At 68.8% G+C, this 16500-nt stretch carries 8 protein-coding genes; 1 reads left to right on the forward strand and 7 read right to left on the reverse strand.

The genetic code is table 11. The features are described 5' to 3' along the window. Positions 1 to 15: 15 nt before the first annotated feature. From ACYU70_RS13795 to ACYU70_RS13810, 4 genes are all read right to left on the reverse strand, one after another. Positions 16 to 6153, reverse strand: coding sequence for a choice-of-anchor D domain-containing protein (locus ACYU70_RS13795; protein ID WP_342300008.1), 6138 nt, complete (start codon positions 6151 to 6153; stop codon positions 16 to 18). Between the two features lie 162 nt (positions 6154 to 6315). Further along, on the reverse strand, positions 6316 to 7986 hold the full coding sequence (locus tag ACYU70_RS13800; protein WP_342300006.1) for a T9SS type A sorting domain-containing protein: 1671 nt from the start codon (positions 7984 to 7986) through the stop codon (positions 6316 to 6318). Positions 7987 to 8040: 54 nt separating this feature from the next. Continuing rightward, positions 8041 to 9783: a T9SS type A sorting domain-containing protein gene (locus tag ACYU70_RS13805; protein WP_342300004.1), complete on the reverse strand. Its 1743-nt coding sequence runs from the start codon at positions 9781 to 9783 to the stop codon at positions 8041 to 8043. Between the two features lie 147 nt (positions 9784 to 9930). Next, positions 9931 to 10572: a hypothetical protein gene (locus tag ACYU70_RS13810; RefSeq protein WP_342300003.1), complete on the reverse strand. Its 642-nt coding sequence runs from the start codon at positions 10570 to 10572 to the stop codon at positions 9931 to 9933. Positions 10573 to 10771: 199 nt separating this feature from the next. Here ACYU70_RS13810 and ACYU70_RS13815 point away from each other — a divergent pair, with 199 nt between their 5' ends. Next, complete coding sequence (locus ACYU70_RS13815) at positions 10772 to 11104, forward strand: hypothetical protein (RefSeq protein WP_460616026.1); 333 nt, start codon at positions 10772 to 10774, stop codon at positions 11102 to 11104. Here the strand turns inward: ACYU70_RS13815 and ACYU70_RS13820 are convergent. From ACYU70_RS13820 to ACYU70_RS13830, 3 genes are all read right to left on the reverse strand, one after another. Continuing rightward, the gene (locus ACYU70_RS13820; RefSeq protein WP_342299999.1) at positions 11044 to 12711 is read right to left on the reverse strand and encodes a T9SS type A sorting domain-containing protein; all 1668 of its coding nucleotides are present in this window, start codon (positions 12709 to 12711) and stop codon (positions 11044 to 11046) included. The two genes, ACYU70_RS13815 and ACYU70_RS13820, sit on opposite strands and share 61 nt — an antisense overlap. Positions 12712 to 12855: 144 nt before the next feature. Then, a complete protein-coding gene (locus tag ACYU70_RS13825) occupies positions 12856 to 14562 on the reverse strand; it encodes a T9SS type A sorting domain-containing protein (protein WP_460616027.1) in 1707 nt (568 codons plus the stop codon). Between the two features lie 137 nt (positions 14563 to 14699). Then, positions 14700 to 16433 carry a T9SS type A sorting domain-containing protein gene (locus ACYU70_RS13830; protein ID WP_342300624.1) on the reverse strand — a complete coding sequence of 578 codons (1734 nt, stop codon included), beginning with the start codon at positions 16431 to 16433 and terminating at the stop codon, positions 14700 to 14702. Between the last annotated feature and the right edge of the window lie 67 nt (positions 16434 to 16500).

The raw sequence follows: 16500 nt of genomic DNA on the forward strand, positions 1-16500 counted from the left end.
CGGGGTTCTGCCCCCCTACTCCACCACCAGCCGCCGGGTTGCGGTACGGCCGCCCGCCACCAGCTGCACCACATACACTCCGGTGGGCAGGCCCACCAAATTCAGCTCGGCGCGCTGGCCGGGGGCCGGCAGGGGCACCACCTGCGTGCGCAGGGTGCGGCCCAGGGCATCGAGCACGCTGAGGCGGGCTTCGGCGGCGCCGGCCACGAGTGGCAGGCGAGCCGTGGCCGTGTGATGGGCCGGGTTGGGGTACACCACCAGGTCGTCGGTCGCCCGCAGGCTGGTGGTGGCGGCGGTGGCGGTGGGCACGGGGTCGTTCAGCGAGGCCAGGAAGGCGAGGCCGTTCCCGAGAGGCCCGGTCAGGGTGAAGGCGCTGAAGCGCGCGCCGGCTTGCACCTCGCCCGCCACGTACACGGTCGAGCCGTTCAGGGCCAGCGCGTAGGCATTGTCCGTACCGTCGGAGCGGGCCGACTGCACCCACTCGAAGCGGGCGGTGCTGCCCTGGTCGGTGATGCGGGTCACGAAAACATCGGTGTCGTAGCTGTTATTGATTATCTGGAGGGTGTAGGGGCCGAACTCCGACAAGCGGCTGCCGTTGGCCCCCGCCACGTACACCCCCGTGCTGTTGGCGGCCAGGGCGGTGCCGTATTCATCGGCATCGCCCCCGGCGCGCTGCGCCCACCCGAAGCTGCTGGTCGTGCCCGCATCGGCGAGCTTGGCCACGAATATATCGGTGCCGCCCGCTGCGGTAAGCGACAAGGCATCGAAGCGAATGGTGCCCCTGAAGGAACCCGCCAGGTACACGTTGGCCCCGCTCACGGCCACGCACGGGGTTTGGTTCGAAGCGCCGCCCTGGGTCTGGCGGGCCCAGATGAAATCGCCGGTGGAGCCGGCATCGGTCAACTTGGCCACAAAGTAGGTGGCGAAGCCCCCCGCCAGCACCGTGGTGCCGAAGGCGGCCGCCGTGCTAGCGAAAGGGCCGGCCACATACACATTGGCCCCACTCACGGCCAGGGACGTGGCCACATCCTCGCCCGTGCCGCCCGCCTTCTTGGCCCACACGAAGCTGGCGCTGCTGCCCGCGTCGGTCAGCTTGGCCACGAATACGTCACTGGCGGAATTGGCTGGGGTGGGCAGGGTGGTGCTGCCCAGGGTGAGGGGAGCCCCATCGTAAGCGCCGGCCACGTACACGCTGGTGCCGCTCACGCCCACGGCGCTGGCCGTAGCCCCTCCGGTGGTGGTGCCCTGCCGGGCCCACGCAAAGCTGGCACTGGTGCCCGCATCCATGAGCTTGGCCACGTACAGGTTGGTGGTGCTGCTGCTGAGCGTGGTGGTGCCCAGCGTGAGAGTGCCGCTAAATACGCCGGTCAGGTACACGCTGCTGCCGTTTAGGGCAATGGCGGCTACGTTGGCATTGACAACGCCCAGGGCTTGCACCCACACGAAGGTGCCGGTGGCGCGGCTCCACTTGGCCACGTAGCCAGTGCCGGCAGGGCTGGTGACGGTGGTGCTGCCCAGCGTGACGGTGCCCTGCAAAATGCCGCTCACGTACACGTTGCCGCTGGCATCGGTGGCCAGCGCCCGCGCCCCCGACATGCTGCCGAAGGCCTGATTGGCCCCCACGGCCGTTTGCCAGCTGGGCGGGGGCGGCGTAACGGTGAAGGTGAGGGCATTGCTGGTGCCGGCGGGCGTGGTCACCGTGACCGGGCCGGCCCCGAGGGGCACCCCGGCGGGCACCAGCACCGTGAGGTAGTACCCGCCATTGTTGGTGATGGTGGCCTGGGCCACGCCGTTGAAATTCACGCTGGTGGCCCCCGCCAGGCCACTGCCCGTAATGTTCACCTGCGTGCCCACGCTCCCGTTGGTGGGCAGCAGGGTGGTGAGCACCGGCAAGGGCAGGCGGGCGGTGCCCGTAAGGCTCAGCACGTACGTGCCGGCATCGGAATTGATGATGAGACTGCCGGTGCGGGTGCCCACGGCCAGCGGCGTGAAGGTGATATCAACCGATGTGGTGCCGCCCGCCGCGATGCTGGAGCCCGCGCTGCCCCCCAAGGCAAAGTCGCCGGTAATGGAAACGCCGGCGAGGGTGAGCGCCCCCGAGCCGGGATTGCTGAGCGTGAAGCGCACGGCGGCACTGCTGGTGCCGACGACCTGCGACGCGAAACTATAGGCCGCGCCGCCGCTGGGGTAGGCGGTGCTGCCCTGCGCCACGGCCAGCTGCGGGGCCGTCACGGTGAACACCTGCGCGGTGGTGATGGTACCGGCCGGCGTGGCCACGGCCAATGCCCCCGATACCGCGCCCGTGGGCACCGCCACGCGCACGCTGGTGGCCGTAGCCGTCAGAAAGGCCGCCGCTGGCACCGTGCTGCCACCGCCAAAGCGCACGCTATTGGCCGCGTTCAGGCCGGTACCCGTGAGGGTAACCACCGTGCCGACCGGCCCACTGGTGGGAGCCAGCGTAATCACCGTGGGCAGGCTGGTTACGCATAGCGCAAAGGGCTGGCCGGTGCCGCCGGTTTCGGCCGTTACCCGCACCACGTAGGACTGCCCTACCGTGAGGCTGGCGCTGGCCAGCAGCAGAGTGCCGGCGGGGGCCGGAGGGGATGTGGTAGTGACCAGGGACAGGGCCGTGGCGGGGCCCCGGTACAGCTCCAGGGCCAGCGTGGTGGCGGCGCTGGTTAGCTGCACGCGCACGGCCGGGGAAGTGGCCACGAAGGTGTAGAACACGTCGTGGGCCGGCGCGGGCGTGCTCAGGCCGGTGGTGGTGCTGGCAGTGGCGGCGGCGCTGGTGCCGCTGACGGGCGTGCAGTCGGGGCCGGCCACGAGGGGGAGCGCGCCGGCGGGGTCGTCGTTGGCCGGCGGGCCGGTGAGGGTGAAGGGCAGGCCGTTGCTGGTGCCGCCGGGGGCCGTGGCGGTTACCGTGCCGGTGGCCGCGCCGCCGGGCACCACCACGCCCGTGATTTGGGTGCCGGCCGCGTTCACTACCAGGCCGCTGCTGACCACGGCAGCCCCCGTGCCGGCAAAGGCCACGGCGGAAGTACCCGTCAGGTTGGTGCCGGTGAGGGTGAGCACGGTGCCGGCCCCGCCGCTGGCGGGGCTGATGGCCGTGAGCACGGGCACCGGGGCCGAGGCATCGTTGAGGGCGACCAGATAAGGCCGGTAGGCCCCGTTGACATTCGCCGGAATGGTCAGGCCATCGAAGGTGCTGAGCGGTACCGAGTACCCGCCCGCGTACACGTTGGTGCCATTGGCGGCCACGGTGTACGCTACATCAGTCCGGGTGCCGCCGAATGCTTTGGCCCACAGAAACGTGCCGCCCTCGCCCGCGTCGGCCAGCTTGGCCACGTAGCCATCCAGCCCGGTGGGCGTGGGCAGGGTGGCGGGGCCAAAGGCGGCGGGCGCGGTGCCGTAGGTGCCGGCCACGTACAGGCTGGAGCCGCTGGCGGCCAGGCCGTACAGCAAGTCATCGCCGGTGCCGCCGGCCCGCTCCGTCCACACAAAGCTGCCCGAAGCGCCCGCGTCGGTCAATTTGGTCACGAAGATGTCGGCGGCGTGGTTGGCATTCTCAACCGTGGCCGTACCGAAATAAGCCACCGTGCTCCGGAAGTTGCCCCCCACGTAAATGGCGTTGCCCTGCACCGCCAGGGCCGTGCCTTCGTCGGTGAGGGGGCCGCCCGCCCCCTGCGCCCACACAAAGCTGCCGGTGCTGCCCGCGTCGGTCAGCTTGGCCACGTACATGTCGGCCGAGCCGTTGGTGAGAATGGTGCTGGCCCCAATGGTGACCGAATTGATGAACAAGCCCGTCATGTACACGCTGGTGCCGCTGGCGGCCAGGGCGGCCACGTTGTTGCCCCGGCCCACCTGGTAGGCCCAGGTGAAACTGCCGCTGGCCCCCGCGTCGGTAATCTTGGCCACGTAGCTGCTGATGGCCCCGGCGTCGTTGACGTTGACCACGGCGGTGGACCCGAACGTGGCCGCCACGCCGCTGAAATCGCCCCCCACATACACGTTGCTGCCGCTCACGGCCAGCGCATCGCCCCATTCCAGGGCGTTGCTTCCCGCCCGCAGCGCCCACACGAAGCTCCCGGTACTGCCCGCATCGGTCAGCTTGGCCACAAACATATCGGGGGTCTGGCCGTAGCCGTCGGAATTGGTCAGCGTCTGGCTGCCGAAGGCCGCCGTCGCGCTGTCAAACTCCCCGGTCACGTACACGCTGCTGCCCTGCAGGGCCACGGCTTCGGCTTTGTCGGCGGTGGAGCCGCCGGCCCGCTGCGCCCACACGAAGCCGCCGGTCGGCGTCCATTTCGCCACGAAGACATCGAAGTTGCCCGCGCTGACGAGCGTGGTGCCGCCCATCACCACGGTGCCCTGGAAGGTGCCGGCCACATACACGTTGCCGGCCGCATCGGCCACCGTGGCGTTCACTTCGGCCTCGCCGGTGGCGGTGCTCAGCAGCTGCCAGGGCGGCGCAATGCCGGGGGTGGTGCTCACGGCAAAGGGCACGCCGGCGGTGGTGCCCTCGGGCGTGGTCACGCTGAGCAGGCCGCTGGTGGCCCCGGCCGGCACCACCACGCCGCTGAGCTGGGTGCCCGCCGCGTTGGCCACGAAGCCCGAGCGCACGGCCGGGCTGCCAGCCCCGGCAAACGTGATGGCCGTGGCCCCGCCCAGGTTGGTGCCCGTGAGCACCAGGGTGCTGCCCACGGGCCCGGTGCGCGGCGCTACGCTGGCCAGGGTGGGCCGCAGGGGCAGGTCGGCCAGGGTGGCCAGGCAGGCGGCCCGGCGGCCCGGCAGGTTGTTGGTGCCGTTCACGTAGTGCCCGTCGATGTTGATGGGCGGGCCCACCGTGGCCCCTACGTACACGGTGGTGCCCACCACGGCCAGCCCGGCGGGCTCGTCGTTGCCGGCCCCGCCGGTGCGCTGCGCCCAGGCCAGCTGGCCGTTGGCTCCGGCATCCACCACCTTGGTCACAAATATGTCGTTGTAAGTCACCTCCGTCAGGGTGGTGGCCCCGAACGTGACGTCTACCTGAAAGGAACCGGTGGCGTACACGTTGGCTCCGCTCACGGCCACGGCGGTCATGGCGGCGGTGGTGGCGGTGCCGCCTTCGGCCCACGCAAAGTCGCCGGTCGGGCCCGCATCCACGAGCTTGGCCACGTAGAGGCCCACGCGGGAGCCGGCGTCGAGCAGCTGCTGGCCAAAGCTGACGCGCGTCGCGTAGCTGCCCACCATGTACAGGCTGCTGCCGTTGGCGGCCACGGCCTGGGCATCGGCGTAGCCCCCGGGCTGGCGCGCCCAGGCAAAGGCCGCGCTGCTGCCGGCATCGGCTATTTTGGCTACGAAGGCCGCGTGGCTGCCGGTTTGGGCGAGCGTGGTAGCGCCCATCGACAGCCGGGCGCTGGCAAAGTTGCCCACCACGTACACGCTGGTGCCATTCAGGGCCAGGCCGGTGGCGTTGTCGTTGAGGTTGCCGCCCGCGCCCAGCGCCCACTGCCAGGTAGCGGTAGCGCCGGCATCGGTCAGCTTGGCCACGAAGGCATCACCCTGGTTTGTCGCCCCGGTGGCATTGGTGAGGGTGGTGGCCCCGAAGGTGACGGTGGCCCCCATAAACGTGCCGCCCACATACACGCTGCTGCCACTCGCCACCAGGGCGGCCGGGTAGCTGTTGTTGGTCTGCTGGACCCACACAAAGCTGGCCGCCGTGCCCGCATCAGTGAGCTTGGCCACAAACATTGGCCCCACGCCCGAGAGGGTAATGTTGCCCATGGTGACTATGCCCGAGGCCACCCCGCTAATGTATACGTTGGTGCCCTGCACGGCAATGTCGGAGGCCGCATCGGCCCCGAGGCTGCCGCCCTGCTGGCCCCACACGAAGGACTGGCTGGTGGCGCTCCACTTGGCCACAAATACGTCGGTATCGCCGGTGCCGGGAGCGGCTTTGGTCAGGGTGAGGTTGCCGAGACGGAGCACATCGGTGAAGGTGCCGGTGATGAAAACGTCGCCCGCCGCGTTGGTGGCCGTGGCGTCCACCGTGCTGCCCGTGTTGGCCACCACGGCCATTTGCCAGGCCGGAGCCTGGGCCCGCGCAGCAAAGCCCGGCACTAACAATAGGAACAAGGCCAGCCAACTTACTGGCAGATGGTAGCGGTTTTTCATCAAAGCAATCGGAAAGGAAGGTAGGGTAATCGTAGAAATTTCGCCGTCAAAGCTACTCGCAAGCCTCAGCAATTCAATACCATGCCCGGCAGTGGAGAAGCGGGCCCCGGCATTGAGGCTCAATGTTTCCGGCAGCGCACCGGCAAAGCAAACCGTCCTCCCCTACTCCACCACCAGCCGCTGGGTGATGGCCTGGTTGCCCGCCGCCACGCGCACGGCGTAGAGGCCGGCGGGCAGGCCCGTGAGGTCCAGCTCGGCGTGGGCTTCGGTGGTGGTTTGGCTGCGCACGGCCCGGCCCAGGACATCGAGCACGGTGAGGGTGGCCGCGCCCAGGCCGGCTGGCAGCCGCACCATGGCCATGCCGTGGGCGGGGTTGGGCAGCAGGCCGAAGGCGGGCACGGGCGCGGCGGGCGTAGTGGCCAGCGCGGCGCGGCCCAGCCCCGCCAGCAGGCCCACCCCTACCCCGCTGCCGTCGCCGGCCAGTGCGGCCAGCGGCGCAAAGGTGGCTGGGGGGCTCACCACGCCGCCCACGTACAGTCCCTGGCTGCTCAGGGCCAGGGCGGTACCAAAGTCGCCCTGGCTGCCGCCGCCCACCTGCGCCCACACGAAGCGGGCACTGGCCCCGGCATCGGCCAGGCGCGCCACGAATACATCGTGGGTGCCCGCGGTCATTACCGGGATGCTCCCGAAAGTGCCCGCGTCGACTATTCCGCCCGTCACGTACACGCTGCCGCCGGCCACGGCCACGGCGCTGCCGAAATCGTCGCCGGGGCCGCCCGCCGGCTGCACCCAGGTGTAGGCCGCCGACGCGCCGGCATCGGTGAGCTTGGCTACGAATACGTCGCTGCTGCCGGCACTCGTGAGCGCCAGACTGCCAAACCAGGCCGTGCCCGAGAACCGCCCGGTGGCGTACACGTTGGGGCCGCTCACGGCCAGGCTATACAGCTCGTCGGACCCGGAGCCGCCGAGCGGAACCGCCCAACTCACGCTGCCGCTGGGACCGTTGTCGTTCAGCTTGGCTACCCAGCCATCTTCGGCCCCCGTGCCGGTAAGCGTGGCGGAGCCAAAGGTGGTGGAATTAACAAACAGCCCGCCCGCGTACACGCTGGTGGCCGTCGCGGCCAGCACATTCACATCGGTGTAGCCGGGGCCGCTCAGGGCCTGCACCCACCCGAAGGCGGCCGACGCGCCGGTATCGGTGAGCTTGGCCACAAAGCCCGTGAAATACCCGGCATTGGGCAGCGTGAGCGGGCCGAAGTCGGCCGCGCCGCCAATGGCGCCGCCCAGGTACACGCTGGTTCCGCTCACGGCCACGGCGTAGCCATTGTCGGGGCGGGAGCCGCCGGCGCGCTGCGCCCAGACCACCGCCGCCGTGGTGCCCTGGTCAACGAGCTTGAACACGGCCGCGTCGCTGGCCCCGGCACTGCTGAAGCTGATGGCGCCAAACGTGGCCGTGCCCTCAAAGGTGCCCGTCACGTACACGCTGGAGCCGGCCACGGCCACGGCATGCCCCTGGTCGGCCCCGGTCCCGCCAAAACGCTGCGCCCAGGCAAAGGTGCCGGTGGCGGGACGGTATTTTGCCACGAAGCCATCGTCGCCACCCTGGCTGGTGAGTGCAATGCTGCCCAGGCTCAGCGTGCCCACAAAGCGCCCGGTCAGGTACACGTTGCCGGCGGCGTCGGTGGCCATGCCGGTTACGTTTGAGGAGACGGCGTTTAGCGCCAGTGCCGTTTGCCAGGTGGGGGCCTGGGCGTGGGCCGCGCCGGTGCCCACGAGCAAGAGGGCCAGCAGCAGCCGGCAAACGATGGCCGGAATCAGGGTATGAAGCTTCATGAAGGAAAGGATGAGGGGAAGTATCGGAAAGCGGAAAGAGCCAAGGGGCCGCCCCTATTCCACCATCAAGCGGTGCGTGGCGGTGTGGCCGCCGGCCTGCACGCGCACGGCATACAGGCCGGGCGCAAGGCCGGCCAGGTCGAGCACGGCCAGCGCGGTGGTGGGCACGATGGCAGGGCACACCGCCCGGCCCAGGGCATCGAGCACGCTGAGCGTGGCCGTGCCCGCGCCCAGGCCCGCCGGCAGCTGCACGGTGGCCGTGCCGTGGGCGGGGTTGGGGGCCACGCGCAGGCCGGCCAGTGGCGCGGCGGTGGCGGTGGCCAGGCCGGTGGCATCCGTCAGGCTGGCTACGAAGGCCGCGTTGTTGTAGAAGCCAACGCCGCCGGGCACAATGGCCTGGGTACCGAAGCTGGCCGGCATACCCACCGAACCGGCGATGGAAACGGTGGTACCGCCCAGGGCCACGGCCCGGCAGTAGTCGCCGTAGATGCTGCCGCCGGCCTGCGCCCACACGAAGGTGCCGGTGGGGCCGGCATCGTGCAGGCGGGTCACAAACGCATCATAGGTTTGGGCGGCGGTGCGGTTGGTGAGGGTGGTGGGGCCAAAGGTGGCCGTGGGGCTGGAAAAATGCCCGGCCACGTACACGCTACTGCCCCGCACGGCTACGGCCGTGGCCTCATCATCGGAGCCGCCACCGGCCCGCTGCGCCCACACGAAGGCGGCACTCGTGCCCGCGTCGGTGAGCTTGGCCACGAAGGCATCGTTGTCGGTACTACCGCCCGCGTTGGCAAGGGTGATGGGCCCGAAGGTGGCCGTGGTGCCGGTGAACTCGCCCACCGCGTACACGCTGCTGCCCTGCACGGCCACGGCGTGCCCAACGGTGCTCTCGGTGCTGCCGCCGCGCACGGCCCAGTCGAAGCGCAGGCTGCTGCCGGTGTCGGTGAGGCGGGCCACAAACGTATCATAGGTGCCAAGTGCGCTCATCGTAAGGGCCGGAGTACCGAAAGTGGCCGTCCGCTGAAAATTGCCCGTCACGTAAACGCTGCTGCCGCTCACGGCCAGGCCAAAGGCTTCGTCGGCCCCGGGCCCGCCGGCCCGCACGGCTCCCGCGAAGCTGGCCGTAGCGCCCGCGTCGGTCAGCCGGGCCACGTAGGCATCGGCAATGCCGGCATTGGTAAGGGTGGTGCTGCCCACGGCCAGCGTGGCGCTCTGGAATCTGCCGGCCAGGTACACGGTGCTGCCCGCCACGCCCAGGCTGTTCACCCACTCCGAATCGGGGCCGCCCAGCCGCTGCGCCCACACCACCGTGGCCGAAGTGCCCGCGTCGGCCAGCTTGACCACAAAGCCGTCAGTATTAGCGCCGGTACTGGTGTTGGTGAGCTGCAGGGTGCCCGCCTGCATTACCGGGGCGTTAAAAAGGCCGCCCACGTACACACTGCTGCCACTCAGGGCCAGGGTTTGGGCATACACGGTGCCGGCCCCGCCCAGCTGCTGCGCCCACACGAAGGCGCGGGTGGCGCTGCTCCACTTCGCCACGAAGGTATTATCGCCCTGGTTGCTGTACAGGGTGGTGCCGGCCACCTGGAAGGTACCGGCGAAGGCGCCCACCACGTACACGTTGCCGGCGGCATCGGCCACGGCGGCGTTTACTTCGGAGCGGAAGGCCGAGGCCGTGGCCACGCCGAAGGCCGACTGCCAGGCCGGGGCCTGCGCCCGCACCGCCGGGGCGGCCAGCAAAAGGCCCACCGCCGCCAGCATTATCCGGCCGCGCTGCATCAGGGTAGAAATTTCACTCATCAGAAAAAGAAAAAAGGGAAAGGAATAAGCCGTGCCCCGAAGCCCGGGGCCCTACGCCGGTAAAGATACCGGGCTGCCCCCTACGCCCAAACGCCACAATGCCCCGGCCGACAGGCCGGGGCATTGGGCGGCAGCGGCCGGCGGGGCCTACTGCACAATGCGGCTCTTGACGGCCGAGTACTGCGGCTCGGTGGTGGAGCCGATGAGGGCGGCCACCTTCACGGCCACCTTCGTGCCCGACTCGAAGGGGCCGAGCTGGCGCTCGCGCCCGCCGCCCACAGCCACCAGCCACTGCTCTTCGGGCAGCTTGAGGTCGGTGGAGTAGCGAATAAGGTTCTGAAGGGTGCCGGTGGGGCGCTTGAGCCGTAGCAGCAGGCAGCCGGGCTGGGTGCCGTCCAGCAGCTCCAGGTCCATCACCGCGTCGGTGGCGCTGGCGGTGAGGGTGCGGGCGGCCGTGCCGGACGCATCGGCCAGCACGAGGCCCGAGGAGAGCAGGGCGGGCTCGTCGGCGGGGTAGTCCAGGTTCAGGCGCTTGGCCAGGCGGCCCAGCTCGGTGATAACGATACCGCGCAGCAGGTCGCGTTGGGCAGTTTGGGCGGGCGTGGGGTGGTCGGTGGCGGCCACGTTGGTGTCCAGGGCCGTCACGGCATCGTTCAGCGCCTTCGTCAGGTCTACTCCATCGGAGATGAAGGGGCTGCCTTTGGTCTGGCGGGCCACGGCGTAGGCGAAGGGCGATACGGCATCGTACAGCAGGTAGGTGTAATCTTCGATGAGTTTGGGTTTGCGCATGGCAGTGAGGAAATATGGAGTGAGGAATTGATTGAAATCAAATGTATTATCTCCCCAAACGATTCCAGCATTGCCCGGCTGTTTTCACGTAGAAGTACGTGGTAAATCAGGTGTTTTCACGGGGGTCGCCTTTGGTGGAAACTACTTGGTAAAGGTCTTGTCTGCCATCCCGGACAGCTTCACCCCAATCCCTTTGGCCTTGTCCGCCATCCCGGACAGCTTCACCCCAATCCCTTTGGCCTTGTCCGCCATCCCGGACAAGGCCAAAGGGATGGCGGAAACGTCAGTTTACCCCGAAAACAGCTTGTCCGCCATCCCGGACAAGGCCAAAGGGATGGCGGAAATGTCAGTTTACCCCAAAAACAGCTTGTCCGCCATCGGAGAAACGTTGTCCGGGATGGCTGACAAGCTTTCTCCGATGGCGGACAAGGCCAAAGGGATGGCAGAAATGAAAAATACGTGGCCGCCTGGCTACTCCACCACCAGGCGGCGGGTGGCGGTGCTGCTGCCAGCGGCCACGCGCACGGCGTAGAGGCCGGGCGCGAGGCCGGTGAGGTCGAGCACGGCCCGGGCATTGGTGGGCGTGCTGAGGGTGCGCACCGGGCGGCCCAGGGCATCGAGCACGGTGAGGGTGGCGGTGGTAGCGCCGGGCACGGCCGGCAGCTGCACGGTGGCCGTGCCGTGGGCCGGGTTGGGAGAAAGCGCGAAGGCTGGCAGGGCGGCCCCCGGCGCGGTGGCCAGCGCGGCCGGCCCCAGCGCCGACAGAAAGCCGTTTTGGCTACTGCTGCCGGACAGCACCAGCGTTCCAAAGCTGGCGGGCAGCTTCGCGTACCCCCCCACGTACAGGTTGCCGTTGGCCACGGCCACCGAGCTGGCAACGTCGGTTCCGGTGCCGCCGGCCAGTTGGGTCCAGGCAAAGCGGGCGCTAGAGCCGGCATCGTCCACGCGGGTTACAAAGGCATCGTAACCACCCGCGCCCGCCACGGTGTTGGAGCCGAACGTAGCGTTGCCCGACATGGTACCCGCCACATACACGCTGCCCGCCCGGGCTACCAGCGCGTAGCCCTGTTCGGGACCAGGGCCGCCGGCCTGCTGTGCCCACGTGTAAGTAGCAGTCGCCCCGGCATCGGTCAGCTTGGCCACGAACACGTCGCCGGACCCAGCGCTAACGAGCGAGGTGCCACCGAAAGTCGCCGTGGCGCTGAAGGCACCGGTGGCATACACCGTACCGCCGCCGGCCACCAGCGCGTTCACCTGGTCGCCGCCAGGGCCGCCGGCTGGCCGCACCCAGGCGGTGCTCGCCGCCGCGCCGTTGTCGGTCAGCTTCACCACCACGGCATCGGATAGGCCCGCGCTGGTGAGGGTGGTGCCGCCCAGCGTCATGTTGTAAGAGAAAAACCCGCCGGCGTACACCGAAGCCCCGTCGGCCGCCAGCGCATAGATGCCGTCGTAGTACGGGCCACCCAGGGTTTGCACCCAGGCATAGGTGGCCGTGGCACCGGCATCGGTCAGCTTGGCCACGAAGCCAGCGGCCAGCGAGGCCGTCACGGGCACGGCCACGTTACCGAAGACAGACGTGCCCCCCACCTGGCCGCCCACGTACACGCTACTGCCGCTCACGGCTAGGGCCCAGCCTTCGTCGCCGGTCGGGCTACCGCCCGACTGGGCCCACACGGCCACCGGGGCCGTGCCCTGGTCGGTCAGCTTCAGCACGGCCACGTCGCCGCCGCCCGCGCTGGTCAGCGTCAGCCCTCCTACCGTGGCGGTGCCATCGAAAGTGCCGGCCACGTAGATGCTGGTGCCGGCCACGGCCAGGGCGGTGCCCTTGTCGGCCCCGGTTCCGCCGAAGCGGATGGCCCAAAAGGTGCCGGCCTGGGCGTTGTACTTCGCCACGAAACCATCGGTACCGCCCACGCTTACGAGCGTGGTGCCGGGCACACTCAGCGTGCCGGTGAAGCAGCCCGTCACGTACACGTTACCGACCGCGTCGGCCGCCGTGGCCAGTACCTGCGCGGTGGTATTGCCCACGGCCAGGGCTGTTTGCCAGGCGGGGGCCTGGGCGTGGGCCACCGTCGGGCCCATTGCCCACAAGGCCACCATTAGCCCACTACACGAAAGGAAAGAGGATACGTGCTTCATATAAGGGGAAAGGAGTAGAAAAAGAAAACAACCGATAGTATTCGCGCTAAATGTACACCTTGAGGGGCTCCCGGCCCTCCTCTAAAACCAAAAATACCCCGACCAACCGGCCGGGGCGTTTTGATTATCGGATACAAGCACCGGCTATTCCACCACTAGGCGGCGGGTGGCGGGGCTGCCGCCGGCCTGCACCCGCACGGCATACAGGCCGGGCGCGAGGCCGGCCAGGTCGAGTACGGCGGTGGAATTGGTGGGCGTGCTGAGGGTACGCACCGCCCGGCCCAGCGCATCGAGCACGGTGAGGGTGGCGGTGGTAGTGCCGGGCACGGCCGGCAGCTGCACGGTGGCCGTGCCGTGGGCCGGGTTGGGCGAAAGGGTAATGCTTGCGGAGGCCAGGGCGGTGGCGGCAGCCAATCCGGTAGCCTCGGTGAAAGCAGCCAGAAACCCGGATTGGCCTCTGGTAGTGCCGGTCAGTTGCAGCGGGCCAAAGCTGGCGGGTAGCTCGCTTCCCCCAGCTACATACACGGTTCCGTTGCGGGCTAAGGTCACAGGGCCCCCAAAATCAAAGCCGCTGCCGCCAAATAGTTGCGCCCACGCAAAGCTGCCGGTGCTGCCCATATCCGTCAGTTTGGCCACAAAGCCGTCGGTGCGGGTAGTGTTGGTTAAAACGGTAGTTCCGAAGGTGGCAATGCCTCCGATGTAGCCGGTCAGGTAAAGGCTGGTGCCGGAAACGGCCAGCCCCCCCACGTAGTCGTCGCCATTGCCGCCTGCACCCTGGGCCCAGACAAAGGTGCCTGCCGCGCCGGTGTCGAGCAGCTTGGCCACAAACAGGCGGTTGCGGCTGGTGATGCTGGGCGCGAATAAGCTAAGGCTGCCAAAGCTGGTCGAGCTGTTATACGAGCCGGTTACATAGATGGTGCCGCTGCCGTTGGTGGTCAGCCCGGCGGCTTGCTGATTGTCGCTGCCACTTATTTGCTGGGCCCAGACAAAGCTGGCCCCGGAGCCGGTATCCGTGAGTTTGGCCACAAAGCCGTCGTAGTATCCCTGGCTGGTGAGGCTGATGCCGCCCAGTGTAGCCGTCCCGTTGAAGTAGCCCGCCACGTACACATTCGTGCCTTCCACGGCCAGGCCCCTGGCATCGTTGAAGCTGATGCCGCCCAGCTGGCGGGCCCAGGCAAAAGCACCGGTGAGGCCGGCATCGGTGAGCTTCGCCACAAATGCCTGGCTATAGTTCTGGCCACTCGTGAGCACGGTGCCGCCCATCGCTACCACACCCTCGAAAAAGCCGGCGGCATACACGCTTCCTCCGGTCACCGCCAGGGCGGTAACATCGTCCACCTGACTCCCCCCAACGCCCTGGGCCCAGATGAAGCGGCTTGTACTGCCTGCATCGGTGAGCTTGGCCACAAAGCCGTCGGTACTACCGGCACTCGCCAGGCTCACATTGCCGAAGCCAATAACGGGACTCGCAAAGTTGCCCGCGATGTAGAGGTCGGGGCCCTGCATTGCCAGCACGGTGGGGTAGTCGTCGGCAACGCCGCCGGCCTGCTGCACCCATACGAAGCCATTGGTAGCGGGGCTCCATTTAACCACAAATACATCGACACCTCCCGCGCTGGTGAGCAGCGTGGTTCCGAAGCTGGCCACGCCGCTGAAATACCCAACCATCACCACGTTACCGCTCGCGTCAACTACCGACGATGCCACCGCCACATCGTTGTTGGGTGCCTGCCCCACCACCAGCGCGCGCTGCCAGGCGGGCCCCGTCTGGGCCAGGGTGTTGATACTTGTCAGCAGCAGCAACAAAACGCCCAACCGGAGCCAGCGCAAAAAGATGGGAAGGCTGTTCATTGCAGCAGGCTCGGGGGTAGATACTTGGCCAAGAGAGGGGCAGGCTTCAAAGATAGCCGCATTATCATCCAGCTGGCAGAAATCCCCCTCCCCTGGCTTTTGGCCGGGGCTTTTGCATCGGCCGCAACCGGTTGCTGCTACTCGACCACTAGGCGGCGGGTGGCGGTGCTGCCGCCAGCGGCCACGCACACGGCATAGAGGCCGGGCGCAAGGCCGGCCAGGTCGAGCACGGCTTGGGCATTGGTGGGCGTGCTGCGGGTGCGCACCGCCCGGCCTAGGGCATCGAGCACGGTGAGCGTGGCCGTGGCCGCGCCGGGCACGGCCGGCAGCTGCACGGTGGCCGTGCCGTGGGCCGGGTTGGGGCTGAGGCTGAGGCCAGCCAGTGCCACCGCGTCGGCCGTGGCCAGGGGGACGGCGGCCAGCGAGGCCAGAAAGCCCACGCTCGCCGGGTTTACCGAGGTGATGGACTGGCTGCCAAACGTGGCCGGCGGCGTGGCGGTGCCCCCCACGTACAGGGTGCTGCCCAACAGGGCCACGGTGTTAGCCGCGTCGGTGCCGGTACCGCCGGCTTTCTGGGTCCACACAAACGTGCTGGCTGGGCCGGTGTCGTTCAGCCGGGTCACAAAGACATCGGCGGTGCGGGCGGCGGCCGTGGCGCTATTGATTAGGGAGGTGGTACCAAAGGTGGCGCCCGGGCTGGTGAAGGACCCGGCCACGTACACGTCCGGGCCGCTCACGGCCAGCGCCGTGGCTGCATCGATGGCAACGCCACCGCCCTGCTGCGCCCAGGTGAAGGTGCTGCTGGTGCCGGCATCCGCCAGCTTGGCCACAAAAACGTTGGCCGAGCCAGCGCTCACCACGGCATTCAGGTCGAAGATGGCGAAGCCGCTGAAGGCCCCGGCCACGTACACATTGGTGCCGCTCACGGCCAGGGCGGCGGCCAGGTCGGGGCCGGGGCTGCCGGCGCTTTTGGCCCAGGCCAGGGCGGGGTTGTTGCCGCCATCCGTGAACTTGAGGACGTACACATCGCGTCCCCCGGCGCTGCTGAGGGCGGTGCCGCCGCCCAGGTTCAGGTTGCCGGTGTAGTCGCCGGTCAGGTACACGCTGGTGCCATTCGCGGCCAGGGCAGCGGCGGCATCGTCGGCGGCATTGCCCCCGAAGGCCCGCGCCCACACAAAGGTGGCCGTGGTGCCCGCATCGGTGAGCTTGGTGATAAAGACGTGGGCCAGGCCGGCCGTGGTGGGCCCGGCCGTGGGGTTGGTGATGGTGAGGCGGCCCAGCGTGGCCGTCTGGCTGCGGAAGGTGCCGGTGAGGTACACGTTGGCCCCGCTCACGGCCAGCGCCGTGGCCCGGTCCTCGTTGAGGCCGCCCACCGGCTCGGCCCACACGAAGGTGGCGCTGGTGCCCGCGTCGCTCAGCTTCACCACAAAGCCGTCGGTGGCCCCGGCCGATGCCAGGTTGATGCTGCCGAAGGTGGCCGCCACGCCAAACGTGCCGGCCACGAACACGCTCACGCCGCGCACCGTGATGGCCAGGGCCTGGTCGTTGTTGGGGCCGCCGGCCCGCTGCACCCAGGCGAAGCGCTGGTTGGCCACGTTCCACTTGCCCACAAAGACATCGGTGGCCCCGGCACTGGTGAGCAGCGCCCCGCCCATGGCCACAGTGCCCGCGAAGGAGCCCGCCACGTAGAGGTTGGTGCCGGTGGCATCGGGGGCGCTGGCCGTCACGGTATAGGCTCCGTTGCTGGCCGTGGCCACGGCGGTGGCCGTTTGCCAGGCGGGAGCCTGGGCGTGGGCGGCCTCCAGGCCACATTTTCCAAGCAGCAGCGCGGTTAGCAGCAAGGTGCGCATCAGGGTAAAGGTGTGTTTCATGAAAGCGAAGAATTCTTGGTTGTGCGTATTCCCGTTGACCATCGCGGCAGCGGCTGGTTTAATCCTG

The organism is Hymenobacter segetis, assembly GCF_054776495.1.

Excerpts from the sequence above, each read along its gene's own strand:
- ACYU70_RS13795 (WP_342300008.1), bottom strand. The coding sequence starts at position 6,153 with ATGAAAAACCGCTACCATCTGCCAGTAAGTTGGCTGGCCTTGTTCCTA.
- ACYU70_RS13800 (WP_342300006.1), bottom strand. The coding sequence starts at position 7,986 with ATGAAGCTTCATACCCTGATTCCGGCCATCGTTTGCCGGCTGCTGCTG.
- ACYU70_RS13805 (WP_342300004.1), bottom strand. The coding sequence starts at position 9,783 with ATGAGTGAAATTTCTACCCTGATGCAGCGCGGCCGGATAATGCTGGCG.
- ACYU70_RS13810 (WP_342300003.1), bottom strand. The coding sequence starts at position 10,572 with ATGCGCAAACCCAAACTCATCGAAGATTACACCTACCTGCTGTACGAT.
- ACYU70_RS13820 (WP_342299999.1), bottom strand. The coding sequence starts at position 12,711 with ATGAAGCACGTATCCTCTTTCCTTTCGTGTAGTGGGCTAATGGTGGCC.
- ACYU70_RS13825 (WP_460616027.1), bottom strand. The coding sequence starts at position 14,562 with ATGAACAGCCTTCCCATCTTTTTGCGCTGGCTCCGGTTGGGCGTTTTG.
- ACYU70_RS13830 (WP_342300624.1), bottom strand. The coding sequence starts at position 16,433 with ATGAAACACACCTTTACCCTGATGCGCACCTTGCTGCTAACCGCGCTG.